Annotated in this window: 26 protein-coding genes, 2 tRNA genes and 1 pseudogene; 24 read left to right on the top strand and 5 right to left on the bottom strand. The window is 44.5% G+C overall.

The window, feature by feature from the left end; all coding sequences use genetic code 11:
* The 10 genes and pseudogenes from IV45_RS02000 to IV45_RS01955 all read left to right on the top strand — a co-directional run.
* A partial coding sequence (locus tag IV45_RS02000) for an apurinic/apyrimidinic endonuclease family protein (RefSeq protein ID WP_476703299.1) occupies positions 1-603 on the top strand: 603 nt, incomplete at its 5' end.
* A gap of 420 nt (positions 604-1,023) precedes the next feature.
* Positions 1,024-1,707: an SGNH/GDSL hydrolase family protein gene (locus IV45_RS01995; protein WP_057740162.1), complete on the top strand. Its 684-nt coding sequence runs from the start codon at positions 1,024-1,026 to the stop codon at positions 1,705-1,707.
* 273 nt (positions 1,708-1,980) lie between these two features.
* Positions 1,981-2,610 (top strand): annotated as a pseudogene (locus IV45_RS01990) (IS607 family transposase).
* Positions 2,597-3,748: an RNA-guided endonuclease InsQ/TnpB family protein gene (locus IV45_RS01985; protein ID WP_057740160.1), complete on the top strand. Its 1,152-nt coding sequence runs from the start codon at positions 2,597-2,599 to the stop codon at positions 3,746-3,748. Before IV45_RS01990 ends, IV45_RS01985 begins: the two are co-directional and overlap by 14 nt.
* 195 nt (positions 3,749-3,943) lie before the next feature.
* Entirely contained in the window at positions 3,944-4,882 is a 939-nt protein-coding gene (locus IV45_RS01980; protein WP_057740158.1) for a nucleoside hydrolase, read from the top strand.
* Positions 4,883-5,112: 230 nt separating this feature from the next.
* Positions 5,113-5,778, top strand: a complete 666-nt coding sequence (locus IV45_RS01975; RefSeq protein ID WP_057740156.1) for a histidine phosphatase family protein — start codon at positions 5,113-5,115, stop codon at positions 5,776-5,778.
* A gap of 289 nt (positions 5,779-6,067) precedes the next feature.
* Positions 6,068-6,493, top strand: a complete 426-nt coding sequence (locus tag IV45_RS01970) for a PTS sugar transporter subunit IIA (RefSeq protein WP_057740154.1) — start codon at positions 6,068-6,070, stop codon at positions 6,491-6,493.
* Positions 6,494-6,519: 26 nt separating this feature from the next.
* Positions 6,520-7,020, top strand: coding sequence for a PTS sugar transporter subunit IIB (locus IV45_RS01965; protein WP_057740152.1), 501 nt, complete (start codon positions 6,520-6,522; stop codon positions 7,018-7,020).
* A 15-nt stretch (positions 7,021-7,035) separates the two neighbouring features.
* Positions 7,036-7,854 carry a PTS mannose/fructose/sorbose/N-acetylgalactosamine transporter subunit IIC gene (locus tag IV45_RS01960; protein ID WP_057740150.1) on the top strand — a complete coding sequence of 273 codons (819 nt, stop codon included), beginning with the start codon at positions 7,036-7,038 and terminating at the stop codon, positions 7,852-7,854.
* Positions 7,851-8,690: a PTS system mannose/fructose/sorbose family transporter subunit IID gene (locus IV45_RS01955; protein WP_057740149.1), complete on the top strand. Its 840-nt coding sequence runs from the start codon at positions 7,851-7,853 to the stop codon at positions 8,688-8,690. The genes IV45_RS01960 and IV45_RS01955 overlap by 4 nt, the downstream gene beginning before the upstream one ends.
* Before the next feature lie 106 nt (positions 8,691-8,796).
* Here IV45_RS01955 and IV45_RS01950 read toward each other — a convergent pair whose 3' ends face one another.
* From IV45_RS01950 to amaP, 3 genes are read right to left on the bottom strand one after another with little or no spacing between them, the layout of a single operon-like run.
* A complete protein-coding gene (locus IV45_RS01950; RefSeq protein ID WP_057740147.1) occupies positions 8,797-9,201 on the bottom strand; it encodes an Asp23/Gls24 family envelope stress response protein in 405 nt (134 codons plus the stop codon).
* 22 nt (positions 9,202-9,223) lie between these two features.
* A complete protein-coding gene (locus IV45_RS01945; RefSeq protein WP_057740145.1) occupies positions 9,224-9,415 on the bottom strand; it encodes a hypothetical protein in 192 nt (63 codons plus the stop codon).
* 10 nt (positions 9,416-9,425) lie between these two features.
* Complete coding sequence (gene amaP, locus IV45_RS01940; RefSeq protein ID WP_235807652.1) at positions 9,426-9,980, bottom strand: alkaline shock response membrane anchor protein AmaP; 555 nt, start codon at positions 9,978-9,980, stop codon at positions 9,426-9,428.
* Between the two features lie 230 nt (positions 9,981-10,210).
* On the opposite strand from amaP, the gene IV45_RS01935 reads away from it, so the two are divergent.
* From IV45_RS01935 to IV45_RS07995, 3 genes are all read left to right on the top strand, one after another.
* Positions 10,211-10,283, top strand: a tRNA-Thr gene (locus tag IV45_RS01935).
* Positions 10,284-10,370: 87 nt separating this feature from the next.
* A complete protein-coding gene (locus IV45_RS08000; RefSeq protein ID WP_057740140.1) occupies positions 10,371-11,189 on the top strand; it encodes an ATP-binding protein in 819 nt (272 codons plus the stop codon).
* A 22-nt stretch (positions 11,190-11,211) separates the two neighbouring features.
* A complete protein-coding gene (locus IV45_RS07995) occupies positions 11,212-11,661 on the top strand; it encodes an ATP-binding protein (protein ID WP_235807651.1) in 450 nt (149 codons plus the stop codon).
* 706 nt (positions 11,662-12,367) lie between these two features.
* Here IV45_RS07995 and IV45_RS01920 read toward each other — a convergent pair.
* Positions 12,368-12,889: a TetR/AcrR family transcriptional regulator gene (locus tag IV45_RS01920; RefSeq protein ID WP_057740136.1), complete on the bottom strand. Its 522-nt coding sequence runs from the start codon at positions 12,887-12,889 to the stop codon at positions 12,368-12,370.
* A gap of 117 nt (positions 12,890-13,006) precedes the next feature.
* Here IV45_RS01920 and IV45_RS01915 point away from each other — a divergent pair, with 117 nt between their 5' ends.
* The 10 genes from IV45_RS01915 (at position 13,007) to IV45_RS01870 (ending at position 22,279) form a co-directional block, all read left to right on the top strand.
* Positions 13,007-15,349: an MMPL family transporter gene (locus tag IV45_RS01915; protein WP_057740134.1), complete on the top strand. Its 2,343-nt coding sequence runs from the start codon at positions 13,007-13,009 to the stop codon at positions 15,347-15,349.
* Between the two features lie 15 nt (positions 15,350-15,364).
* Positions 15,365-16,537 (top strand): alpha/beta hydrolase family protein, encoded by a 1,173-nt coding sequence (locus tag IV45_RS01910; protein ID WP_057740132.1) that lies wholly within the window; start codon positions 15,365-15,367, stop codon positions 16,535-16,537.
* A gap of 14 nt (positions 16,538-16,551) precedes the next feature.
* Entirely contained in the window at positions 16,552-17,196 is a 645-nt protein-coding gene (locus tag IV45_RS01905) for an NAD(P)-dependent oxidoreductase (RefSeq protein ID WP_057740129.1), read from the top strand.
* 228 nt (positions 17,197-17,424) lie between these two features.
* Entirely contained in the window at positions 17,425-19,320 is a 1,896-nt protein-coding gene (locus IV45_RS01900; RefSeq protein WP_057740127.1) for a heavy metal translocating P-type ATPase, read from the top strand.
* A 21-nt stretch (positions 19,321-19,341) separates the two neighbouring features.
* The gene (locus IV45_RS01895; RefSeq protein ID WP_057740125.1) at positions 19,342-19,581 is read left to right on the top strand and encodes a heavy-metal-associated domain-containing protein; all 240 of its coding nucleotides are present in this window, start codon (positions 19,342-19,344) and stop codon (positions 19,579-19,581) included.
* Positions 19,571-20,116, top strand: a complete 546-nt coding sequence (locus tag IV45_RS01890; RefSeq protein WP_057740123.1) for a hypothetical protein — start codon at positions 19,571-19,573, stop codon at positions 20,114-20,116. The genes IV45_RS01895 and IV45_RS01890 overlap by 11 nt, the downstream gene beginning before the upstream one ends.
* A 24-nt stretch (positions 20,117-20,140) precedes the next feature.
* Positions 20,141-20,785, top strand: a complete 645-nt coding sequence (locus IV45_RS01885) for a Crp/Fnr family transcriptional regulator (RefSeq protein ID WP_057740121.1) — start codon at positions 20,141-20,143, stop codon at positions 20,783-20,785.
* 170 nt (positions 20,786-20,955) lie between these two features.
* Positions 20,956-21,552, top strand: a complete 597-nt coding sequence (locus IV45_RS01880) for a cation diffusion facilitator family transporter (RefSeq protein ID WP_083487236.1) — start codon at positions 20,956-20,958, stop codon at positions 21,550-21,552.
* 93 nt (positions 21,553-21,645) lie between these two features.
* Positions 21,646-21,718: transfer RNA gene (locus IV45_RS01875), tRNA-Thr, on the top strand.
* A gap of 321 nt (positions 21,719-22,039) precedes the next feature.
* Positions 22,040-22,279: a type II toxin-antitoxin system RelB/DinJ family antitoxin gene (locus IV45_RS01870; protein WP_235807650.1), complete on the top strand. Its 240-nt coding sequence runs from the start codon at positions 22,040-22,042 to the stop codon at positions 22,277-22,279.
* Positions 22,280-22,971: 692 nt separating this feature from the next.
* On the opposite strand, the gene IV45_RS01865 is transcribed toward IV45_RS01870, so the two are convergent.
* A complete protein-coding gene (locus tag IV45_RS01865; protein WP_057740117.1) occupies positions 22,972-23,745 on the bottom strand; it encodes a (S)-acetoin forming diacetyl reductase in 774 nt (257 codons plus the stop codon).
* A gap of 510 nt (positions 23,746-24,255) precedes the next feature.
* On the opposite strand from IV45_RS01865, the gene IV45_RS01860 reads away from it, so the two are divergent.
* Positions 24,256-25,650 carry an MFS transporter gene (locus IV45_RS01860; RefSeq protein WP_057740115.1) on the top strand — a complete coding sequence of 465 codons (1,395 nt, stop codon included), beginning with the start codon at positions 24,256-24,258 and terminating at the stop codon, positions 25,648-25,650.
* Positions 25,651-25,732: the final 82 nt, after the last annotated feature.

Below are 25,732 nucleotides of genomic sequence, written 5' to 3'. Positions count from 1 at the left end.
GCAACCACCATCAACTTCATGCGTGAATATGGTCTGGACAAGGACTTCAAGCTGAATTTGGAAGGCAACCACGCTAACTTGGCTATGCACACCTACCAACACGAAATTCGGGTGGCTCGTGAAGCCGGCCTGTTAGGTTCACTGGACGCTAACCAAGGTGACAAGCTGATCGGCTGGGATATCGATGAATACCCATCCAACCTCTACGAAACTACAGCTGCTATGTGGGAAGTTGTTCAGAACGGTTCCATTGGTCCTCGCGGTGGTCTGAACTTCGATGCCAAGCCACGGCGGACTTCCTTCAAGCCAGTTGACCTGTTCTATGGCCACATCGTGGGCATGGATAGCTTCGCTGCCGGCCTGCGGGTAGCCGCTGCCATGAAGGAAGACGGCTTCTTAGACGACTTGGTAAAGCAACGTTACGCAAGTTGGGACGAAGGCTTCGGCAAGTCCATCGAAGAAGGCAAGGAGAACTTCAAGACCATCGAACCAAAGGTCTTGGATATGCCACAATCAGAACTGCGGGCATCCACGCAGTCTGACCACCTTGAAGAAGTTAAGGACACCATTAACCACTTCATCATTGAAACTTTAGCAAAGTAATAAAGTAATAGATACAAGACTTTACAACATTCTGATCTAATCCCCAAAACAATCCATGTTTGGCTAGTGACATGGAATAAAGAATGTAATTACAAGCTTTCATGAGTGAGTACACTTAGCAACAATTTATATTGGTTGTTGCACCCTAAATCAGCAATATAGCTCTCAGCGTTTTCTTCCCCAGAACGCTGAGGGCTATTTGTGTTTTTAGCGACCGTTTATGGTTCCTTATTCGTAATAAAGCGTTTACATTTACGGGTTTAACATTGTACAATTGTCCTGTAAATGTGAACGTTCACAATTTGGCAAAACACCCATTTATGCTTACTTTCTTGTTTCCAAAGTTGATAATAATTAGCCCAAATTGATACTACTTGTGATTCGTTGACTAGCTCAGGCGGTCTGAGTAAGGAGGATAAAATGTATATTAATGATTTAAGTTACTATGAAGACAAGATCCTGGATTGCTTTGGCGACTCCACGACCTGGGGTGACAATGGGGTACACACTGGCAGCAACAAGATTTCGTGGGTTCACGGTTTTCAGCATTTGATTCCATTCGCCGAAGTCCGGAACTATGGCAAGAAGGGCTCCCGGATCGCGGACTGTGGCGACCGGGAAGACAGTTTCGTCAAGCGTTTGAAAGACATGAAAGTGTCAGATGCGGACTACATGGTAATCTTCGGTGGCGTTAACGACTTTCAGCATTCCGTACCGTTGGGTGACTTCTCCATTGATAATGTCGACACTCATACCTTCTATGGCGCTTATAATTACATCCTTCGTTACCTGCTCAGTAATTATCCTGATTGCAAGTACATTGTGATGACACCGACGAAGAACAATTTCCATCACCCAACCAAGAACTACCCGACTACTTTGCAGACCAACGATTTGGGCTTGCACCAAAGCGACTACGTAAAGGCAATTAAGCAGGTGGCCCACTTGTATGGACAGCCGGTAATTGACCTGTATAACAACAGTGGCATGTCGCCATTCATCAAGGTCAACACGAAGTTCCAGCCCGATGGTTTGCACTACAGCAAATTGGGCTATGAGCGTCTGCAGCGGCGGATTGCCAGTCAATTGTTGAACTATCTTTGATCGAGAATTTAAAAGCGTAACCGGTGCCTGTACTGGTTGCGTTTTTTGTTGACAATAAGTTAGTAAAAACCGAATAAAATCCGATTGTTCGGGGATAAAATGTTTTACTTAACGAAGAATAGAAAATAATTCAAAATATTTGTTCGGCCTTAATGAATTTGTGATATCATCAAACCAGCTTGAAGGAGGGGATAACTGTTAGCAATAAAATAGAATAATATAGAAAAAACCGTTATAATATCCGCAAGAAAGATAAAACATGGAGTGGATGTTATGACAATGCTAAAGCCAAAAGAAATGGCAGAAAGGCTTGGTGTTACCGTCCGCACTTTGCAAAAGTGGGACAATAACGGTACGTTTAAGGCTCACCGAACACCGACTAATCGTCGTTATTATACTGAAGAACAATACTTACAATACATTGGTAAAGATAATAGCAACCAGTCTAAGCGAAAAGTTATAGCTTATGCACGGGTTTCTACTAATGGACAAAAAGATGATTAAAAAAATCAAATGGCCTTTATTCGCCAATATGCTAATGCGAAAGGCATTATTATTGATGATGCCTTTAGTGATATTGGGAGTAGCTTGAATTACAACCGAAAAAAGTGGAACCAGTTGCTGGATGAAGTAATGAATAACCAAATCAAAATAATTTTTGTTACTTACAAAGATCGCTTTATTCGCTTTGGGTTTGACTGGTTCAAACAATTGTGTGAAAAGCATGGAGCTAAAATTGTAGTATTGAACAATCCTGATACCAGTCCTGACCAAGAGCTAGTATCGGATTTAATCAGTATCATTCATAGTTTTTCTTGTCGCCTATCCGGATTACGGAAATACAAGAAAAAACTGTTAAACGATTCGTCATTAAAGACAGGTGAGCATCATGATTCGCACTGAGAAAGTTCGATTATATCCTAATCAACAAATGCAAACTGTATTAGATGGTTTGTGTGACTATCGGCGTTATTGCTGGAACCAAGGCTTAGCTTTATGGAATGACATGTACGCTGAATCACGGATTATGGATAATAAGCGACTACGCCCGACGTTTCGGAAAGCACGTAATGAAATGGTTGCTAATAAAGCAGATTGGCAGTATCAATATTCTGCTCGATGCCTGCAATTAGCGATTTCTGACCTTGGTAATGCATGGAAACATTTCTTTGATCAATCTCAACCGGACTGGGGTAAGCCACATTTCAAATCCAAACGGGCACCTAGGCAAGGATTCAAAACTGATCGAGCCAAATTAATTAATGGGAAACTTCGCTTGGATAAGCCCCATGGAATTAATAAATGGGCCGATATCAAACTCAAAGGTGCTAAAGGCCTATCAGGAAAGTTAGGGGTTGTTTCAATTGTGCGGGAGAACGGTAAATACTGGGCAACTCTACCGCTAGAAAAACCTGTGGCACCGCAGTCTAAGACTGGTAAGAAGACAGCAGTTGATGTTAATGTTGGCCATTTCAATTTGCCAGGCAAAAGGATCAGTGTATTTCCAAAACGTTTGCGGTTTCTTTACCAGCGGATCAAGCATTATCAACGGCAACTGGCCCATAAGCAAAAAGAGAATGGTAAGCAAGCTGCTCAGTCGAATAATTACGTGGCAACGAGAACCAAATTGCAACGAGATTATCGGCGAGTAGCCAACATTCAACACGACTTAATGCAGAAACTGACTACTCAACTAGTCTCTAAAAACGATACGATCGTGATTGAAGATTTAGCAGTTAAGCAAATGCAGATGAGTCATGTAGCATCTAAAGGCTTGCAACGTTCACTATTCGGCTATTTCCGCCAGACTTTAGCGTATAAATGTGAATGGTATGGTAAGCGATTAGTATTAGCTGATCGATCCTACCCAAGTACCCAGCGTTGTTCACAGTGTGGACATGTTAAGACAAGGGACGACCGAATCCTGTTAGCTGGTAATCACAAACACCACACAAAGCATAACGAATACATATGCTATCAATGTGGTGCAGTTATGGATCGTGATGAGAATGCCGTTCAGAACTTATTGCAATTAGTTTAAAGACAAATGGGGGTGGGCTACACCCTTAAGCCATCAGAGCTGGTCACTGTCATTACCCTCTGGTTAGGATATGGGAATACTGGTGTTGACGGTGGTAAATAAAATTGAGAAAGGAATAACTGTATTTCTTTCTTGTTAAGTAGGAAATCCATTTAACTCTGCTTAATTCCATGTTTTATATAGCAGGTACTGAACTTGAAAAACGTATATTTCAATAACGATGGTAATGTCGACGATTTAGTTTCTCTGTTACTGTTATTGCAAGCACCAGACATTAAGCTGCTTGGTGTAGGTGTGATCGATGCCGATTGCTATGTTGACCCAGCGGTAATGACCGCCCGGAAGATCATCGACCGGTTCAACCTGCGTGGCGACGATCTGGAAGTTGCTAAGTCCGACTCACGGGCTCACCACCAATTCCCATCCAACTGGCGCTTGAGTGCATTTTCGTTTAACGACCTGCCAATCTTAAATGAACGCGGCACGGTGGAAACGAAGCAGGCTGCCAAGCCGGCACACCTCGATATGATTGATAAAATCAAGGGTTCAGATGCTCCTGTGACCCTGGTAATGACTGGTCCACTGACTGATCTTGCCCGGGCCTTAGAAATTGACCCATCAATCCAGGACAACATTGAGAAACTGTACTGGATGGGTGGCTGCTTAGACGGTCACGGTAATACTAACGAACCAGGCTTTGACGGCACCGCTGAATGGAATGCCTTCTGGGACCCCGAAGCTGTTAAGACGGTCTTCGATTCCAAGTTAGACATTCAGATGGTGGGCCTGGAAAGTACGGAAGAGATTCCATTGACGCCTGAACTGCGGCACCACTTTGCTGTCAACCGTAAATATCCTGCCTTTGACTTGGTTGGTCAAGGCTATTCACTGGTACTCGCTGACGAAGCCGACTCTACTTACTACCTGTGGGATGTGCTGACTACTTTGTCCAGCCTTTACCCAGACATTGTTGAATCCCAGCAGGAAAAGGCAGCCGTTGAAATCCATGGTCGCGCTGCTGGCCGGACCTACAAGAGCCCTGATGGCCGGAAATTGACCCTGGTTACCAAGGCCGACAAGGACATCTTCTACAAGCACTTTGACGAATTACTGAAGAGTGCACAGATGAAGTAACATTGTCCTGTTTTTAATTAGATCGCGGATAAATTGAAGCCGGGTCAAAAGTTTGGCCCGGCTTTTTTTGCTGATTTTAATAGTCTTTTTAAGGGTAGTAAGCTTAAACTAATAGTCATTAATAGTTTATTAATATTAAATTATTGGTGGTAAAAGTGTAATTTGTCTAACTGTAAACGTTTACTATGATACAATAAGCCTAGCTAAATTATCAGGATGGAGGAAATACAATGGCCATTAATGTTTACTTTGTTCGCCATGGCGAAACCTACTTCAATCGCTTCAGTCGTCTGCAAGGATGGGCCGATAGTCCGTTGACCGAGAAGGGTGAACAAGACGCGGTTGCGGTTGGTAAGGCATTATCATCTTTGAAGGTTGATTACCTTTTCTCGAGTGACATGATGCGGGCAATCAATACCGCAAAACTATTAATTGCACAAAATCCGCACACTAACATCAAGGAACCTGAACAAAATAAGCTTTTTCGTGAAGTATTCTATGGCTCTTTTGAAGGCTTTGCTAACGAAGAGGGGGCCATCTTTGCCAGCATGGTCGTTGGCAAGCGGATCCGTCGCCTAAGTCAGATCATTGACGAATATGGGATGCCAAAGCTGCATGATATGCTGCACAAAGCCGACCCGTCACACCTGGCCTCAAGCAGCGAAGAATTAAACGATCGTTGCCAGCGGGCAGTCGACTTTCTGCGCGGTTTACCGGATAAGAGCACCGTTGTCGTGGTTTCTCACGGCTCGATTATCCGCTACCTGGCAAATGTCTTTGGCGAGCCAGGCCACAATTACGAAGGCCCGGGCAATGGGGCCATTATGAAGATGACCATTGATCAGAACAGTGCTCATGTCGACTTCTATAATCAGACTAAGCTGCCATCTGCTTAACAGACAAATAATTAATGTTTATCAGTTCGAGGATAATCGGCGTAATTCGGTTATCCTCGAATTTTTTTATTTGTGTTGAATAAATCATCCACTAATGGTCGTCGTTTTTATAAAACTATGACAGAAATTGTTAATCATGTGGGGATTTTATTGGGCAAAAATGCGGTTACATGCTATTGAGTTTGAAACTAATAGACAAAAATACGCAAAAAGTTTAAAGTAAACGCTTTCATTAATCAGTAAAACCTGTTATAGTAAAAATGTTCTTAAATTAAAGGAGGGGGATTACATGAAGTATCTGATTGCTACACATGGAAAACTGGCAAGTGGTTTCCAGAGTTCGTTGAACATCCTGACGGGTAAGGGTGACGATGTTTCGGTGATCGATGCCTACTTGGATAATTCGGATTACACACCGAAGATTGACGCCTTTATTGATAGTGTTGGGGAAGATGAACAGGCCGTGATTTTCACCGACCTTTATGGTGGATCGGTTAATCAAAAGGTCGTTTCCCGCCTGGCTGCAAAGAGCAAGAAGGGGATTTTCCTGATTGCCAATTCAAACTTAGCTATTATTCTGTCGATTATTCTGCAGCCAGAAGGTACGAAATTAACCGATGACATCATCAATCAAGCCATCACCGAGAGCGCAATCAAGCCCGTTAAGTTGGAAACAACGGATGATAGCGAATCAGATGACGATTTCTTTGATTAGTAATTTTGTGTAGGAGGTAATTTGAAATGTTAGCACAACTTAAAGTTGATGACCGTTTGATTCACGGACAGGTTGCCGTGGTTTGGACCAAGGAATTGAATACAAAGTTGATTGTTGTTGCCAACGACCATGCTGCTAACGACAAAGTGATGCAGATGACTCTGAAGATGGCCGTTCCGGATGGCGTTAAGTGCCTGATTCGTTCCGTTGATGACGCAATCAAGGTTTTGAACGACCCTCGTGGCAAGGACAAGCGAATCTTCGCCCTTTGCAACTGTGTATCCGATGCCAACAAGATTGCCCATGAAGTTCACGATGTCGAAGCCGTTAACGTTGCCAACGCCGGCCGGTTCGACAAGTCTGACCCAAAGAGCAAAGTTGAAGTCTTCCACAGTGTTCAATTAAACCCTGATGAATTACAAGCCGCTAAGGAATTGGCTAGTTTAACCAGTGTCAAGACCTATAATCAGGTGCTCCCAAGCAACGAAAAGCACGACTTGGCTGAAGCCCTCAAGAAGGTCGAATAGTTAGGAGGGTAAGCAATGCTAACTCATGCTTTATTGGCCTTCGTGGCCGTCTTCATCTGCTTCGGGGGTAACTACCTGACCGGGCAAAGTATGCTGGAACGTCCGCTGGTTGTTGGCCTGGTCACCGGACTTTTGATGGGTGACATGCGCCAAGGGATCCTGATGGGGGCCTCCCTGGAAGCCATCTTCCTGGGGAACGTTAACATCGGTGGGGTTATTTCCGCCGAACCAGTTACTGCGACTGTTATTTCCACGACTTTCGCCATCACCGCTGGGGTCAGCAAGGGTGCTGCCTTGACGCTGGCTATTCCAATCGGTATGTTGGCCGCATTCGTTGTTATGTTCTTAAAGAACGTCTTCTTCAACATCTTCGCCCCAGTCCTTGACCGGATTGCTGCTGAAGGTAACGAACGCAAGATTAACGCCCTGCAATGGGGAACTTGGGTATTCTACTACTGCATCATTTCTGCCGTTTCCTTCATCGGTGTTCTGGCCGGCTCTGGCCCAGTGAACGCCTTCGTTACCCACATTCCAAAAGTGGTCATGAACGGTTTGAACGCTGCCGGTGGCCTGCTGCCTGCCGTTGGGTTCGCTATGCTGATGAAACTGCTGTGGAACAACAAGTTGGCTGTCTTCTACCTGCTTGGTTTCGTGCTGACCGCATACATGAAGCTGCCAGCCGTTGCCGTTGCAGCCATCGGGATTGTTATCTGTGTCGTAGTTGCACAGAGTGACATGCGTTACAACAAGTTAGCTTCTGAAGGTGTTAAGAGTAATCAATCTTCTAACGCTCACGAGAGTAAGGAAGAAGAAGAGGAGGACTTCTTCTCATGAGAAAATTAACTAAAGACTTACAACCTGCTGAAAGAAAAGCAATGCGGCGTGTCTTCTGGCGGTCATACGCAATGAACGCATCACGGACCGGTGCCACCCAATACCACGGGTTAGGTTTCCTGTGGACCTTGATGCCGATGATCGACCTGCTCTACAAGGACAAGCCGGAAGAGCGGACGAAGGCCATTGTTCGGCACACCACCTGGTTCAACGCCACGCTGCACTTGAACGACTTTATCGTCGGCTTAGTTGCTTCCATGGAAAAGAAGAATGCCGAAGATCCGGAAAACTTTGATGCTAGCTCAATCACTGCCATTAAGGCCTCACTGATGGGCCCGCTGTCTGGTATCGGTGACTCATTCTTCTGGGGTATCTTACGGGTCGTTGCTGCCGGGATTGGTATTTCACTGGCTAGTGCTGGTTCACCGCTGGGTGCGATTGTTTTCTGGCTCTTATACAACATTCCTGCATATATCATTCAATACTACTCCCTCTACGGTGGTTATTCTGTCGGGACGACCTTCATCGAACGCCTGTATGAATCTGGCGGTATGAAGATCCTGACCAAGGTTTCCAGTCTGTTAGGTCTGATGATGATGGGTTCAATGACTGCTTCCAACGTTAAGTTCAAGACTATCTTGGCCGTAACGGTTAAGGGCAGTTCCCAAGTTATGAAGATCCAAACTTACTTGGACCAACTGTTCCTGGGCTTGGTACCACTGTGTGTAACTCTTGGTGCCTTCTATCTGATCCACAACAAGCACGTCAACGTTAACTGGGTCATGTTAGACATCATGATCTTAGGGATCGTTCTGGGTCTTTGTGGTATTTGCTAGATCAATCACTTAAGTAATAAAAAAGGATGAGCAGATTTGCTCGTCCTTTTTTTGTGCCTTAATGAAGGCTAGTTAATTATTCTTTATTTATTTGGAGAGTTTTTTGTTAGGCCACTTGAGCGTCTTCCGTTTGCTGGTTCAACTCAGATTTGGTTTGAACATCGTTGATATGCAGCTCAAACTTCACTAATTTGAGGCCCGTCATTTGGTCGATGGCGGCAGCAACTTCATTGCAGACAGCCATGAAAATTTCCGGTGCGGATTTACCGTATTCGATGGTCGCGTCCATTTTGACCGCCACCTGTTTCTCGCCGGTATCAACTTTGATACCCTTGGTCACGTCGTTGTTGGAAGTCACTTTTTCCGCTAGCTCGTTAAACATGTTGCCGTTTAAAGAGATGATTCCCGGAACGCGACTAGCAGTAATGCCAGCAATCTTTTCAATTACCTGGTCATCAAACGTTAATTGTTGGTCGATCGTTGGTTTAGTATTTTGGTTTGTGTTAGGCATAGTAGTTTCTCCTTTGGTATGGCTATTCGCCAAGTCGTTCTAAAATGTTGTTCTTCAGTTGATTGAGTGAGTAACCCAGAATGTCTAAGATGTAGCCAATTGTGCCGAAAATTAATGTGGTGAGCAGGATTGCCAGCATGGGCAAGAAGCCCCAGGCAACCCAGCTGACGCTAATGATCAGGCCAAGTGCCGCAAACATTGCTGTTAGTCTCATAATTCACCTCCTATACGATGGCAACTTCTTGCTTGTAGTCATATGGTTGTAAGTTAACCTTCAACTTACGCAAGTCGATGTTGAAATGCTGCTTCAGGCTGTTAGCGATGGTAGCCTTCAAATCAGTTTGCAACTGTTCCGGTGCCACGCGTCCTGACAACATACCGCTCACGTTCACGTCGGCCTGCTGACTGTTGCGGTGCATTTTGACGTGCGCCTGTGCGTTGTAGAGTTCGTATTCAGCCAAAGCCAGCCGCAAGTGTTTTTCGACCGCTTCTTGGTCAACTTTGACGTGAAAAGCTCCATCACGAGCAACTGTTAACTGCTTAGTGGTTGTTGGCCGGAAGATTGCCACGCTAATTGTTGCCAACGCCATGAAGATTGCGTAAGCGGCAATGACTACGAGCGTTATTTGTCCCGGATCGGTAGCCAGCCAGTTGAGCGTAAGCCGTGCCCACTGTTCGTTTTGGAAGTACCAAAGTAAAATTACGCCACTGCCGGCTAAAATTTGTGGCAGGAATAGCAGAGCAACCCACCACTTTTTCCATGCTGCAATAATTCTCACCTCTTTCTCTCTTGCCTGTGTTTCTTGATGATGTAACTATAACAGAACTAATTGCCTAAAAGTGAGAAATTGCGCCAGCTTAATAAATCATTATGACGGCCTTCTTAATTTCTTCATAGGTTGAATAGTGTGAAACCAACCTGTGAAGAAATTTAGGATTGATCATTAATTTTTTAAAAATGGGCTTGTATTTATATGCTGGTATGATATACTATTTGTCGTTGGTTAATGCTGACTTAGCTCAGTTGGCAGAGCACCTCACTAGTAATGAGGAGGTCGGAGGTTCGAACCCTCTAGTCAGCATAATTAATAAAGGACCTAGTTGAAAGGCTAGGCCCTTTTTTTATATAATTAATTGTTACCAAATTCTTATATATGAAGGGCAATTATATGGAAAATGAAGATAACAATATAGAATACAAAAGCACTTTAACTAATAAATTAAAGCGCGAGATTGTAGCTTTTCTGAACACTAAAGGTGGAAAAATCTTCGTTGGTGTTGATGATGAAACTAAAAAACCATTAAAGGTATCAGATGAAGAGAAGCATGAATGGGAAGAAACTTTGAATCACTGGTATACTAATGCTTTTTACCCAACACCATTTAGTTTGATTGATATTGACGTTAATCATGACCCGTTCTTGATAAAGATCAAAGAAGGAAGACATAAGCCATATTCAATTGCACAAAATGGACTAGATTCGAATGGCGTATATATTCGCTATGGTAGTTCTTCAGTAAAAGCAACTAATGAGCAAGTTAAGAGAATGATTCAACAGAACTCTGGGAATGATGAATTTGATTCTGAGGAGTCTAAAGAACAAAACTTAACTTTTGGGAAGCTAGAAGAACGAGCCAAGCAAAGGAAAATTAAATTTAGTCCAAAGGCTTTGCGAATGTTCAATAATAGCCATTTATATAATAATGCTGCACTGTTAGTTAGTGATCAGAATCCATATGTAGTAAAAGCTGCTGTCTATCAAGGAACAACAGTCATGGAGTTTCAAGATAAACAGGAATTTTCTGGAGCATTAACTGGACAGATTGATAATTTGCTCAATTATATTAGTTTGAATAATAAAACTAGAGTATGGTTCACTGGTGCGCCTCAGAGAGAAGAAAGAAAAGACTATCCAGATGAAGCGATTCGAGAAGCGGTAGTTAATGCATTTGCCCATCGAGACTATTTATTACATTCTTTATATTAAAATTCAGTTTTTTGAAGATCGGATGGAGATTCTATCACCAGGTGGTATTCCTGATGGATTAACGTTAGATGAAATTAAGGATGGAATGACAGCTGTTCGTAATCCTCAATTAGTTCATATTTTAGATAAGATGAATTATATTGAAAATTATGGAACTGGAATTAATCGAATGTTCGAGTCATATGATGGGACTGGGGTTCAGCCAGAATTCAAAGTTACACCACATATGTTTAAGGTGATTTTTCCTAATTTGAACTATAATAATAAGTCGAAAAAAGTAGAAAATAATTTATCTGATGCAGACCGCATCGTTTTACTTTTGCAGGAAAAAGGCGCTCTGAGTATAAAAGAAATATCAAGTTACTTAGGCCTGACTATTTATAAGACTAGAAAAAACGTTAGAGAGTTAATAGCCCAAAAAAATATTAAAAAAATTGGCCAATCAGTTAATACAAAGTATAAAAGCAGATAAAAAGCTTGTTGATTCTTATTAAATTCGATAAGCAATTTGACAAGCAATCGCTGAAACGCTTGTCTTAGTAAACAAAATGCTTGTCGATAGGCAATAATGAGGAGGTCGGGGGTTCGAACCCTCTAGTCAGCACTATAAAGAGTCTAATAGCCTATTCTGACGGCATTTTCAGTCGTTAGAATAGGCTATTTTACGTTAAAAAACGTTATTGACTTCTCACTTTTTTCTCACGTGAACGATTATCGTGTTGCTTTGAACCACGGTGAATTGCCGTAGGTCAACGGCGTCAAGGGCTTTAACGATTTTAGTGTGTGAAAAAATGAGAAATATGGTGGAATTTGATAAGCTTTGCGTCTATGACTATTGATACCGAATAGAATTGTAATGTAACTTAGAGTTGGAAGCGCATGATAACGGCATTTTGGCAACCTTAAAACTAGACTAACTCACTTAAGACTACATGTTTGTTTGCCAAAATGTTTGCCATAAAAACTCAATAATTGAGTTTAATAGCCAGTTATAACGGCGGTGATAGTCGTTATAACTGGCTATTTCACGTAAAAGCGTTAATGACTTTTCAGCTTTTTTCACGTGAAAGTTTACCATGGTGAGAATCATCGCGGATAAATAGTATCAGGCGTTTTAACGGGTTTGAAATGTGAAAAAAGTAATATTTTAAGCCTTTATATGAGAAACCATTGATTAATCAGTCATTTAAATTAGGAAATTCTTCAGTGTCAAAAATTTGCTGAAGTTGGTCAGCGTCTTGAATGATGTCATAGTAATAGCCGTGTTGGTTATTCCAGGCCATGATTGCAGAAAGCTTACCGAAAGTAAACCAAATCTGACTGTTAGAACTGTCAGCATCTGTCATTACCAATTTGAGAATAGTTTTTAAAACTACTTCCTGAAATTCGCTGTCTGCTCGCTGGCGGTTGATGATCTGATGTCCCAAGTCAGAAGCTTCATTTGAGATTGATCGTAAGAAATAGAATGGTGTTGTATTGAATTCGTTGATGGAGAAACTTGATTGGTCAACCATTGTCATTATTATCTGTTCAACTAAGTCATACTTATCCCGATAATGCAGGTAAAAGGTGTTGCGATTAATCAGCGCCTTGTTAACAATGTCGGTTACCGTAATTTTACTGAATGTCTTCTTTAATAGGAGGTCAGCCAGTGCTTGTTGAATTTCTCGCTGGGTGCGTAATTTTCTTAAATCCGCCACTTTATCACCACTTTCTCAACACTGTCGCTTTAATTGGCAGTGATACTTTATTATCTATAGTTCATTAAAATTATGCTGACTATAATTTAGAAAGTCAATAAAGAAAGAGGAGAGAGTATGGGAAAACTATTAAAGAAAATCGGCCAGTGTATGGCCAAACACAAGTGGGCCGCAATTATTATATGGTTAGTAGCATTACTCGGCTTCGGAACTATCGTAGCTAAGTTAGGCTCCAACTACAATGAGTCACTATCCATCTCAGGAATTCCATCAACTGAAATTCAATCAACCTTAAAGAAGGAATTTCACCAGGACACTGATCATGGAACCCTTCAGGTTGTAATAAAAACCAAAGATAAGAAAGGATTATTGCAACCAAAAACAGAACAGGCAATTAATAGTGCCGTAACTAAGGCAAAGAAGAAACCACACGTAGCGTCTGTTACTAACCCTTATCAGGAACAAAAGTTTAGCAAAGATCTGACGACTACTTACGCAACGGTAACCTATGACCAGAAGACAAATTCGGTTACTCCAGCGACAATCCATAAGACGCAACAAGCTTTCAAAACATTAGATGACCAGAAAGGTGTTGAAGTAGAATACACCGGAACCGTTTCAATTCACCCGATGGGGGTTAATGAAATTGCCGAGCTGATTGGTGTCGCAATCGCTTTTGTCTTCATGATGGTTCTCTTTCGTTCCTTTATCACGGCTGGCCTACCAATCATTAGTGCGGTTACCGGCTTGGCACTGGGTCTTATAGTTATCGGAATTGGTTCTAACTACTTTGAGACCGCATCAGTCGCCCAGAGTTTGGCGATGATCCTTAGCCTAGCCTGTGGGATTGATTACGCCCTCTTCATCATCAACCGTTATCGGACTAATCGTCCGACACAAAATGATTACCTTACAGCTCTTGGTGATGCCATGGGAACTGCAGGTAGTTCAGTACTATTTGCAGGAATCACAGTCATTATTGCAGTATCGGGCTTAAGTCTGGTTGGTATTGACTTCTTGACGCAAATGGGACTAGCTGCTGCTGTTGGGGTGGCTTTTGCGATCTTATCAGCAATGACTCTGTTACCAGCACTGATTTCGTTAGCTCATCGGCATATTAAACCAGCAAAAGAAGAACCACATCACCGCAAGAACAAAAGTGGGATAGTTGAACATACGATTATCAAGCACCCGTTTGTCACTGCGATTGCCAGTGTGCTGGTTCTTATAGCATTTGCCATTCCGTCTGGTCATATGAGATTGGGAATGCCTTATAATGGCGCATTACCAACCAATCAGACTGAGCGAAAGGCTTATGATATTCTGTCCGATAAGTTTGGCGAGGGAATCAATGGTCAATTAATTGTTGTTGCCAAGTTAGACAAGAATGCCAGTCCGCAGGAAAAACAACAGACAGTCATGAAGATCACCGATCATCTGTCCAATATGAAGTACGTCAAGATGGCGACACCGGGGATGATCAGTGGCGGAGGTAAAGTTGGCTCTGGTCAATCCGGAATGCAACAAGGCCAGCAACCTCAACCTGGTCAAATGAATAATTCTCAGAAACCTGGTAGTACCACAAGCGCTGCTCAACAATCCGCTAAACAGCAGGAAATGGCTGGTCAAGGACAGCCCGGTCAGCAAGCAAGTGCCGCTCAGCAACAAATGATGCTTCAGCAGTCAGGTGGTAAGCTGCCCGACGGAAACTACGCTGTCTTCATGGTGATCCCTACCTATGGACCTGAATCAGTTAAGACTGATAAGTTAGCTCACAATATAAAGAAATATTCCAACACAACTGAAGATAAGATGAATACCAAACTTATTCTCACGGGATCCAACGCTATCAATATCGATATCGTTCAAAAGCTAAACCATGCCATTCCAATATTTGCTGGAATTGTTATGGCACTGGCCTTTGTCTTAATGATGTTAGTTTTCCGTTCCTTCATTATCCCGCTAGTTGCTATGGCTGGCTTTGGAATGTCACTCTTGGCATCATTTGGTGCCTTGACCGCTGTTATGCAAGATGCCGTTATGCATACTGTTTTCGGTATTAGTAAGGGAGCACCGATTATTGCTTTCTTACCAGTGATTGCCATTGGAATCTTATTTGGTCTGGCAATGGACTATGAAGTTTTCCTAGTATCACGGATTCGGGAGATTTACCTGTTAACTGGGGATACTACTGAGGCAGTTCGCGTCGGTATGCGCGAAAACGCTAAGGTTATCATTACCGCTGGGTTAATTATGATTTCCGTATTCGGTAGTTTTGCCGTTACTACTAACCCAACTAGCAAGTCAATCGGGTTAGCACTAGCCTTTGGGGTCTTCTTTGATGCCTTTATTGTCCGATTGATCTTTGTGCCAGCAATGATCAAGCTTTGTGGTAAGTGGAACTGGATCTTCCCGGGGATGCGGACAAGCAAGATTGAACAACAAAAACGTGAAAAATAGAAAGGATAAGTTAATATGACTGAAGCATTTATGAAATTTAATAATCATTGGTCGTCACAGAAATTCAGTAAGAATATGTTACAAGACGCCCTCGTCAAACATGTTTTAGGGTTAGTTAATTACCGGATGGCCGATGTCGGTGAAGTCTTAGAGGTAAACGCTAATTTGAAGAACGGTGACGAACAGACCTGGATCAGCGCCTGGGCTACGATGGCAAATCGTTTACAGGAGCGGGCGGTACAATATGAACAAGCTAACAAGCTGGTCAGTGCAGGTAGCGCATACCTTCGTGCATCAACCTATTGGCGAGTTGCTTTGATGTACTTCGGAGATATTGCGGATCCGCGAATCAGACAGTATTGTAGACTTAGCCAGAGTTGCTATGATAAGTCAATGAAACTTTCCGGGTATCCCGGTAAAGCAATTGAAATTCCTTATGAAAATACGACTCTGCCAGGGCACTATTTTCAGTCACCACATGCTAACGGAAAGTCACCACTGCTGATTGTCGTTCCTGGTCGTGATACTTGGGCCGATGATACACGTTGGGTAACAGACGCTGCAATTAAGCGTGGCATTAATGCTTTGACCTTTGATGGCCCAGGTCAGGGAATGACCCTTCGACTTCAGGGTTTACCATTCCGACCTGATTTTGAAAACGTCATGAAACCTGTCTTAGACTTTGCTGAGGGACTATCTGACGTGGATTCATCACGAATTGGCGTGATGGGAATGAGCTTTGGTGGCTTCCAGGTTCCCCGAGCAGCAGCTTTTGATAAACGAATCAAGATATGTATTGCTGATCCTGGTAATATTGCTTGGGGTAAAATGATTGGACAGCGTTTGAATAAGATCCTAGCCTTACCAAAGAGATTACGACCAGCGATGTTGGAATACATGCTTAAAGATTATACTTGGAAGCATGGTTGCTCTGAAAAAGAATTATTACCAGAGTTAGCTAAATATGACAATAGTGATATCATTAATCAAATTCAGTCCAAAGTATTGGTACTGAATGGGGCAGCTGAAATTAATCCAGCAGCTGCCAAGGAATTCTATAATCAGCTAACCTGTCCGAAGGATTACTTGTTTTTTGATGAGGATTCAACAGCTCAACAGCACACACAGATGGGTGGTTATGCTCCGGCGAGTGAAATGATTTTCAACTGGATTGAAGACAACTTATAAGTGGGGCGTGTTAAATGAAACTTTGCATTTTTGGTGCAACCGGACGGACCGGGGAAGAACTGATTCTCCAGTCTTTAGAAAAGAAATATTCAGTTATTGCCTATGTTCGTCATCCAGATAAGTTAACCCATCGTGACCAAATAACGGTGGTAACTGGTGAATTAAACGACATTGACAAAATTGCGTCGGCTATGAAAGGTTGTGATGCGGTTTTAGTGGCGCTTGGTAATCCGGTTTCTAATAGCAGTGGAAAATTGTTTGCTCTTGCTATTCCAAATATTATTGAAGCAATGGATAAAGCAGGAGTTAAACGCCTAATTAGCCTGTCAGCATTAGGTGTTGGTGCTACTTATGAAAATACCCGTTATCCATATCGGATGGGCGCTAAAGGATTCCTAAAGGGAAATTTTGCTGATCATGAGGCTGGTGAAAAGCAGTTACCGTCTTCTGATCTCGATTGGACGACTATTCATCCCGGCCCACTATTTAACGGCGAAAGAAGTGAGAATCCGTTAGTTAGGGATGCAGCGTCTGGTTATAAAATGCCTGGAGCACCGCGTACTAACCGAGCAGACGTGGCTAAGGTGATGTTGCAGATTATTGATGACCCACAGACCTACATGAAGCAACTTATCATGTGTTCTAAGCAAGATGATTAAGATAAGTATTACGTTTAATTATGCTCAACTCGTAAATAAGAGTGGTTAAATTATAAAATAAATAGAGAGCAAAATAGCTTGCTACAACGACTAAACACCGTTGTGGCAGGCTATTTTAATATGTACTGTCGTGGATACTAAAAAGTGATGAAGGTGCAAACTTGACAACAGTCAATTTAATTCCCTGCCGCCAACCCTATACTGGAAAAGTAAAGGAGGATGCAAGCTATGGTTAAGACCCAGCAGTTTTTTACAACCCATCGAAAGGCAATCGTCATTGTGACCACGCTCCTACTAGTGCTGGCCGAAGTGGCCCGGTTTGGTGGTCAGTTTACGTTGACGTACCAAGTCATCATGGCCATCGTCGGGATTATCGGACTCTTGCCGATCCTGTTGACGGCGATCTCGTCGCTTCAGGTTCGCCTCGTCTCGATTGACGTCCTGGTCAGTATCGCAGTGATCGGCGCCTTTATCATTGGCGAATACAATGAGGCAGCGATCGTCACCTGGTTGTTCATGGTTGGGGAGGTCCTGGAAGACGTGACCCTGCATAAGACCCGGTCGGCAGTCCAGCAGCTGGTGGACCTGGCGCCCCAGACAGCCCTGGTGGTACACCAGGACGGGACCACCAGTCAGGAGGACGTTGACTTCCTTGATCCGGGAACCCCCGTCCTGGTCAAGACCGGGGATCGGATGCCGGTCGACGGGAAGATCCGCACCGGAACGGCCCTACTGAACGAGGCCAGCATTACCGGTGAGGCTCGGTTAGTTAGCAAGCAGGTGGGAGATGAAGTGTTTGCCGGGACGATTCTGGAGAACGGGACGGTCACCGTCACTACCACCGCGGCGGGCGACGACACGACCTTTGGCAAGATTATTGAGCTGGTAGAGGAAGCCCAGGATTCCCAAACGCGGACGCAGCGCTTCATTGATCGCTTTGCCCAATACTACACGCCGCTAGTGCTCTTGGTAGCAGTCGTGGTCGGCATCATTGCACGCAACTTCCGGCTAGCGATTACCGTCATGGTCCTGGGCTGTCCGGGCGCCCTGGTCATCGGCGTTCCCGCCTCCACGGTTGCGGGGATTGGCAATGGGGCCCGGCGTGGGATCCTGTTTAAGGGATCGGACGTGATGGACCGGCTCCGCCACGTTGATACGATTGCCTTTGATAAAACTGGGACCCTAACCCTGGGGAAGCCAACGGTGAAGTCATTACTGGTGCTGAAAGGCGACCGGCAGGCGATCATCGACCGGGCCGTGGCCATTGAGAAGCAATCCACCCACCCCCTGGCCCAGGCCATTGTTGGACTCGAGATGAGTCAGTCCCTGACACCGACAAAGGTAACGACCATCAAGGGTCAGGGGATGCGTGCCCAGCTCGGCGGTCAGGAGTACCTGCTGGGAAACCAGCAACTGGTCCATGAGGTGGTAGGGACCGATCAGGCGCTGGCGGCTGAGGTCGACCGGCTGGTTGCGGCGGGCAATTCGATCGTGATTTTTGCCAGTACCGACCGGACCGCCCTGGCGATTTTTGCCATCAAGGACCAGCCACGTCCCCAGGCGGCCCAGGCCCTCGCGCAGCTGAGGGAGCTGGGTGTCAAGCACCTGGTGATGCTAACCGGAGATAATGCAGGGACGGCCCGGGAGATCGCGGCGGCCCTGCCACTCGACGAGGTGCATGCCGCCATGTTGCCTCAGGATAAGGCTCACTTCATTAAAAACGTCCAGAAGACAGGACACCGGGTGGCCTTTGTCGGCGATGGGATCAATGATAGTCCTGCCCTGGCGGCAGCCGACGTGGCGGTCGCGATGGGGTCGGGGACGGACGTGGCGATGGACGTTGCCGACCTGGTCCTGGTGAAGTCGGACCTGACAAGACTGGTGGTCGCCCGGCAGCTAGCCCACCGGACGCTCCAGAACATGAATGAAAATATCGTGATCGCTCTCTTAACGGTCCTGCTGCTGTTCGTCGGTCTCTTTGTCGGCTATATCGAAATGGCGTCGGGGATGCTGATCCATGAGTTGAGCATTCTGGTCGTGATCCTCAATAGCATGCGGCTCATTAAATATTCACCGAAACTTGATCATCGTCAATTTTCTTCCAGGGAAACCCCGGTAGAATAATCACGTAAGGAAGTGGTAAGAATGGAAAAAGTAATGATGAAACTCGGTGGACTGACCTGTCCATCATGCTTAACGAAGATTCAAAAGAGTGTGGAACGGGTTGATGGGACGGCCGACGTAAAGGTTCTTTTCAACGCGGGCAAGGTCAAGTTTACTTTAGATCCGGCCCAAACCTCACCAGCAGTGGTTCAGGAAGGAATCGAGAAGATGGGTTACACGGTTCAGGGAGTCAAGACAAAGGAGCTTGCAGATGACGAGTAAAGAAAAGTATGCACAGGAACTAAAGCAGAGTGACGTTGACCATCACACCCCGACAGCCGGGGCGATGACCGGCCACATCATCGCCAACCTATTGATTCACACACTCAAGATCAGCCAGGCTAAGCTGTTTGCCCAGGGGCCGGTCGCCCTCTTCCTGGCCCAGTACGGGGATGCGTGGATCACTCATGAGCAGGCGACGTTTGCGAAGCTCAATCAGCTGTTGGTCAATAACGGGGAGAGTATCCCAACGACGACTGACCAGTTCAAGCAGTTTACGATGTTGGAAGAGGACGGTGCCGTCAAGTATGATCCCGGCACCGAGCAGCTCTTTAGCCTCGTCAAGGACTTTGATACTCAGACGCTCTTCATCACCAAGGCAATCACCCTGGGGAGAAATGAGGAGTGGCCCGAATTGGTCGCCAGTCTGACCAGTCTTTTGGCGTGGATCAAGGCCCAGATTGCCCTTACCCAGCGCTTCCTAGGTCACGATCTGCGGACCGGGTTGTATACTGAAGAGGACGATGACGACTTTTAGAAAATAGGTGCTGGAGGGACGCAAATGGCAGAGGAACTTTGTGTACGGCTCGTACCGCTCTTCAATCAATTAGATCTAGAAAAGCAGCGGCAAATTGAGCGGCTGGTCCATCACCAACACGCTGCACGGGGAACGATCGTGGTGAGTCCCAGCGATAGCGATCGGCTGGTGATCATTAAGAGCGGGCAGGCCCGGCTATACCAATTGAGTGCGACCGGGGAAGAACAGGTTCAACGTTCCCTGACCACCGGGGACTATGTCGGTGAAACCTGGTTGTTGGGAATTACCAACCAAAATAGCTATGTTGAAATGATGACGGCTGGTGATATCTGTGTCCTAATTCGCACCGATTTTACCAGTCTGATTCAGCAGCACGGCGACTTGGCTATTAGACTGCTGGCCGGACAAGCAGCAACGATTGCAGCCCTTCGGAAACAGACGCAGCTGATGGGGTTACCAAGTATTGAGGAACGGCTAGCTAGTTACTTGAATCAATTGGTTGCTCAGCAGGGAAACTCTTTGATTACGCTGCCGCTGAGGATGAAGGATTTGTCTTCGTACCTAGGAACGACACCCGAAACGTTATCCCGGAAATTGGCTCAGCTACAAAAGCGCGGTCAGATCGAACGTTATCAGCGTCGAGTACGGGTGCTGAAGCCCTTGAGTTAATCAAGAAGGTTACAAAATGTTTCCGCATGAATTAAGTTTATCCGTGCGGAAGCATTTTTTATTCTGGTATCGCGTAGCCGTTCACTTAACTTTATTTATTCGCTATAATTAGGTTCGTTCGCCGATAGCTTAGCGACGTGCGCAATCAAATGGGTGGGGTGTTAATAACCATGATTAAACAAAACTACTATCGTCAAGGGATCATGGTTGAGGTTTTCTCACTTGGCTGGATGATCCTTGAATTTGTGGTTGGTTGCTGGTCAGGCTGGCGGGCCCACTCATTGTTGTTGGTAGCTTTTGGCCTGAATAGTCTCTTTGAGATCATTTCCAGTGGTGCATTGCTTTGGCGATTAAACGTTACAAGTCGAAAATCACCTAATGAGGTGGCCCGCGTAGAACGTCGTGCAGGACGGATTATTGGCTGGTGTCTGTTAGCACTGGCGGTATATATTGGGGTGACGTCCGGCTATAACCTGGTCAACCATCAGGGCGCCGAAAGCAGTTTGGTGGGGATGCTAATGGCTTTGGCATCCCTGATCTGTATGCCACTCTTGATGATGGTTAAACTAAGGGTGGCAAGAAAAATTAACTCTAGTGCCCTACGGGAGGATGCCATGTGTAACCTGACCTGTGCCTATACTGCTGCGGCTGTCTTGGTCGGTAACGTGCTGACGGCTTGGCAAGGCTGGTGGTGGTCCGATAGTGTCTTTTCCTTACTATTGATTATCTTTATTGTCAAAGAAGGCCTTGAGGGAGTACGGGATTAATTATAGATGGGCAATTTTTTATACGACTGAGTTAAACAAATTTATCTTTGCATTTTTACTGATTTCTGTTGTACTAATATTTGTTGGTTAAATGCTGACTTAGCTCAGTTGGCAGAGCACGTCATTAGTAATGATGAGGTCGGAGGTTCGAACCCTCTAGTCAGCACTAGATATGGTTCATAACCATTTAGAAGCCTACAGATTGGGTCATAAAGGCTTGGTGTGTAGGCTTTTTTGTATGCTTCTGAATTAAAATGAATTGTTCTAAATCTATGTGAATTACAGTTTCAAACACACTAATAAATACACTGGCTTGTGAATTATGACCAGTGTGTTTAAGGAAGCCTTCTTTAGTGCTGGACAAGCGAATAGCCGTAATTGTATAGAGTTTTGAGCTTTAATAATATATTGAGCCTGAATTGATCTTGTGTGTTAATTTTCGTATATATGAGAGGTGATGAATATGTGTGCAAGAGTAGGTAGTAGGGTGCCGATTGATGTTAAAGAAAGACCCAGTAAGGAATTAGCTGCTCACGGCTTATCCATTTCTAGTTTTATTCGCATGGCTTTATCATCAGTAGCCAATGATGGACTTCCAAAATATTGGGGAATTCCTAATACTGAAACCATGCAATCAATTAGTGAAGCAATTTGTGATATGAGGAACCCACATTTAAAGGGAGCATCTTCATATGATAAATTGGAGAGGTTGCTAGATGTAAAATAAAACAGCGATGGCCAAAACCACCGCTGAAATAGTCATTGATTACTAAAATTAATTGGATTGGATGTTACTCCAAGAGCCAATTAAGAAGGTAATTAACAACCTTTTTAATTGCAGACTTAAATTCTTTTTTCAAAGAATGAAAAGCTTGCTTAACGAGCCTATTTGGCACGATCAAAATGAAGAACACAAACTTCACAGGGGTACACCCCCCTTTTGCGTGATAGTTTGGGTCGTTACTCCCGACACGCAATCAATATTGTATCATAGTAACCTTGTGCTATAATATAAGTATCAAATGAAGAACACCGGCATGCAAATTGGTTTCAGTTCGTTACTTAAACCGTACCGGTAATTGGGGCGCCTAATAAGCGCTCTTTTTTAGTATGTATGTAAATAGTAAAAAATTTATAGATTGACTTTTTGGGATTAAGAATCCAATAACAACGCTATTTGAACAAAATTTTAAGACGTTTAGAGCCAAATTTTGTCACATTAATGCTTCGGTTACCTCAAAACAGCGCCTCTAGTCAGCATAATCAAAACATACAAAGTTTATTAATCCTTGATATATCAACGTTTTGCGAAGGTGTATCAAGGATTTTTTGTTATTCATGAATCAAAAAACGGCACCGATGGAAATTCCATCAGTGCCGAATAGTGTAGAACTAATAATTTTGCTGGAAAATTTGCTTCTAGTGGAACTGCATACCACCGTCGACTTCCAGAGTCTGACCAGTAATGTAGTCAGAATCGGAGCCGGCCAGGAAGGCAACACCATTAGCAACATCTTCTGGTTCGGAAAGACGCTTCAAGGCGATGTCTTTGGCGAAGGTTTGCATACCCCATTCGTCGCTCTTGCCGGCGTTTTGACCAACCTTGTGGGCGATGTCGTACATCATTGGCGTCTTGACGATCCCTGGAGCGAAGCAGTTAACAGTCGTGCCTTCTTCAGCCAATTCGCGGGCAGTAACCTGGGTAATTCCGCGGATGGCAAACTTAGAGCTGGAGTAGACGGTCAGGTTAGGGTTACCAACAACGCCGGCTTGTGAAGTGGCGTTGATAATCTTGCCTGGGTGGCCGAGTTTCTTGAAGGCGGCGTGGGCAGCTTGGATTCCCCAAACAGTCCCGTAAACGTTGATCTTGTAAACGTAGTCCATATCGTCTTCAGTAACCGTGTCAATTGGGGTGGTTGGGGCCACACCAGCGTTGTTGACCATCACGTTGAAGTCGCCAAGCTTGTCGGCAGCTTCGTTAACGGCAGCAAATACTTCGTCACGCTTGGAAACGTCAGCGACGATCGGCAGGGCAGTACCGCCTGCTTCTTCGATTTCTTTTTGAACCTTCTGCAGCTTGTCCATGTGGCGGGCAACCAGGGCAACAGCAAAACCGTCCTTGGCTAAGCGTTTGGCAATGGCTTCACCGATACCTTGACTAGCACCAGTAACTAAGGCAACTTTTTGGGTCATAACAACTCGCTCCTTTTACTTTGTGAATTATTTATCAAACATCGCTATTATCATACGAGAATTACTGACCACCGTCAAGTGAAAAATTACACAATAACTATTCTTTTTGGAGACATCGAATACATTTTTTTAAAGCGGCAGACTTTGTCATTATGATTTAAATCCTTAAAAAACAATCCTTGATTAATCTACAGTTAACGTAGGTATATCAACACCAGCTAAAAAAGCACCATTAACTCTTGAAGAGATATTTAAGAGTTGGCAAATAGCTAAACCAAAGGGAGGGGAATTATGGTAAATTACCCGCCGAGTGGCAGTTTGTTGAATTGCATCAAAAGCAGGCTAGTCTTTCAAAATAATGTATGCTAAGATTACGTTACGTAAAACACAATAACTAATGACGTCCATTGTGGAGCTATCCGCAATAGCACGGGGAGTATGGGGGCATCTATCTATTCAGTAGGTAGGTGCTCTTTTTGTGTTTTGAGTAAAAAAGGAGCTGAATCCCTTATGGAAAAACAAAACGAAAAGATTCAACCTTGGATAGTTCTGGCAGTTATCGCAACCGGAATTATGTCCTTTGCTGGGGTGATTGTTGAGACGGCGGTTAACATCTCATTTCCAACCCTAATGCGGGAGTTCAACATTTCCACTGATCTGGTGCAATGGATGACGACGATCTGCCTGCTGACGATTTCACTGACGGTGCCGTTGTCCGCTTATTTGAAACGTCGATTTGCGACGAAGCATCTCTTTATTTTCGCCAACTTGACCTTTACCGCTGGCCTTTTGATCGATACCCTTGCGCCGAACTTCTGGTTTCTGTTAGTCGGCCGCTTGGTACAGGGAATTGGAACCGGGGTGGCATTACCGTTAATGTTTAACATCATCCTCGACTGGGTGCCGCAGAGTCGCGTTGGCACGATGATGGGTCTGGGAACGATGATCACCGGGATTGCGCCAGCCCTTGGCCCTACTTATGGTGGGATTTTGGTTAACTCCCTTGGCTGGCGGTGGATCTTCATCCTCCTACTGCCACTGTTGATCATTTCTTTCATTACGGGAACAATCACCATTCGCCAGAAGAATCGTTTGGTTAAAACGAGCTTTGACTGGCTGAGTTTAATCGAGTTGATCTTCATGTTTGCTGGTTTGACGACGGGTTTTGCGAACATGGGCAGCCAACCCTTTGTATCCATGATGGTAATGGGGAGTTTTGTCTTGGGACTGATTGGAGCAGTAACTTTCATTACCCGTTCGCTGAAAATTGCGAGCCCTATTGTCAAGCTCAAACTCTTCTTCAACCATAATTTTGCTAAGCTGGCGCTGGCCTTTCTGTTGTTTCAGTTGTCCGCGCTGGGCCTTTCGTTTCTGATACCTAACTACATTCAGCTAGTTAATCATGATAATGCGATGATGGCAGGGCTGATTGTATTGCCAGGGGCTGGTCTTGGTGCGATTACAGGTCCGTTTGGCGGGCGCCTGCTGGATCAGTTTGGTGCACGGAAACCGGTTCTGACTGGTGTCATCCTGAATTTGATTGCGGTGATTGGCTTTTCCTGTTTGGCAACTAAAGGGATGACGAATCTGGTCATCATTTTCCTCTACCTATCGTTTATGGTGGGTGCCGGTCTCTCGTTTGGCAACATTATGACGAGTGCTTTGGCCAACCTGCCGGATCAGGATAATGGTGATGGCAATGCGATTTTGAATACCCTGCAACAGTTTGCCGGTGCGGTTGTTACGTCGGTTGCTTCAGCGATTGTGGCCGCTAGCCAAATGAATCATTCTCTTTCTTTAGGCCAGACAACAGCAGTCGGTTCACAGCACGCCTTCTTGGTTTTGTTGGTCGTATTGCTAATCGAGTTGTTCATGGTCTACACCACGCTGCCAAAGAAGGATTAATCGTCACACTAACCTTTGATGGACAAGGGTTGATCAACGTTTCTGGTCTTAGTTCATGAAATTTAAAAGCCATTCAGTGTCC

Origin of the sequence: Limosilactobacillus secaliphilus (genome assembly GCF_001437055.1) — a bacterium.
Taxonomy (GTDB): domain Bacteria; phylum Bacillota; class Bacilli; order Lactobacillales; family Lactobacillaceae; genus Limosilactobacillus; species Limosilactobacillus secaliphilus.
This window is presented reverse-complemented; position numbering and strand designations above follow the sequence as displayed.

Bases quoted from the DNA above. Each gene is read 5' to 3' on its own strand.
- IV45_RS01885 (WP_057740121.1), top strand. From the start codon at position 20,141: ATGGCAGAGGAACTTTGTGTACGGCTCGTACCGCTCTTCAATCAATTA.
- IV45_RS01960 (WP_057740150.1), top strand. From the start codon at position 7,036: ATGCTAACTCATGCTTTATTGGCCTTCGTGGCCGTCTTCATCTGCTTC.
- IV45_RS01955 (WP_057740149.1), top strand. From the start codon at position 7,851: ATGAGAAAATTAACTAAAGACTTACAACCTGCTGAAAGAAAAGCAATG.
- IV45_RS01905 (WP_057740129.1), top strand. From the start codon at position 16,552: ATGAAACTTTGCATTTTTGGTGCAACCGGACGGACCGGGGAAGAACTG.
- IV45_RS01895 (WP_057740125.1), top strand. From the start codon at position 19,342: ATGGAAAAAGTAATGATGAAACTCGGTGGACTGACCTGTCCATCATGC.
- IV45_RS01865 (WP_057740117.1), bottom strand. From the start codon at position 23,745: ATGACCCAAAAAGTTGCCTTAGTTACTGGTGCTAGTCAAGGTATCGGT.
- IV45_RS01950 (WP_057740147.1), bottom strand. From the start codon at position 9,201: ATGCCTAACACAAACCAAAATACTAAACCAACGATCGACCAACAATTA.
- IV45_RS01910 (WP_057740132.1), top strand. From the start codon at position 15,365: ATGACTGAAGCATTTATGAAATTTAATAATCATTGGTCGTCACAGAAA.
- IV45_RS01860 (WP_057740115.1), top strand. From the start codon at position 24,256: ATGGAAAAACAAAACGAAAAGATTCAACCTTGGATAGTTCTGGCAGTT.
- IV45_RS01975 (WP_057740156.1), top strand. From the start codon at position 5,113: ATGGCCATTAATGTTTACTTTGTTCGCCATGGCGAAACCTACTTCAAT.
- IV45_RS01965 (WP_057740152.1), top strand. From the start codon at position 6,520: ATGTTAGCACAACTTAAAGTTGATGACCGTTTGATTCACGGACAGGTT.
- IV45_RS01985 (WP_057740160.1), top strand. From the start codon at position 2,597: ATGATTCGCACTGAGAAAGTTCGATTATATCCTAATCAACAAATGCAA.
- IV45_RS01880 (WP_083487236.1), top strand. From the start codon at position 20,956: ATGATTAAACAAAACTACTATCGTCAAGGGATCATGGTTGAGGTTTTC.
- IV45_RS01970 (WP_057740154.1), top strand. From the start codon at position 6,068: ATGAAGTATCTGATTGCTACACATGGAAAACTGGCAAGTGGTTTCCAG.
- IV45_RS08000 (WP_057740140.1), top strand. From the start codon at position 10,371: ATGGAAAATGAAGATAACAATATAGAATACAAAAGCACTTTAACTAAT.
- IV45_RS01900 (WP_057740127.1), top strand. From the start codon at position 17,425: ATGGTTAAGACCCAGCAGTTTTTTACAACCCATCGAAAGGCAATCGTC.
- IV45_RS07995 (WP_235807651.1), top strand. From the start codon at position 11,212: ATGGAGATTCTATCACCAGGTGGTATTCCTGATGGATTAACGTTAGAT.
- IV45_RS01915 (WP_057740134.1), top strand. From the start codon at position 13,007: ATGGGAAAACTATTAAAGAAAATCGGCCAGTGTATGGCCAAACACAAG.
- IV45_RS01995 (WP_057740162.1), top strand. From the start codon at position 1,024: ATGTATATTAATGATTTAAGTTACTATGAAGACAAGATCCTGGATTGC.
- IV45_RS01945 (WP_057740145.1), bottom strand. From the start codon at position 9,415: ATGAGACTAACAGCAATGTTTGCGGCACTTGGCCTGATCATTAGCGTC.
- IV45_RS01890 (WP_057740123.1), top strand. From the start codon at position 19,571: ATGACGAGTAAAGAAAAGTATGCACAGGAACTAAAGCAGAGTGACGTT.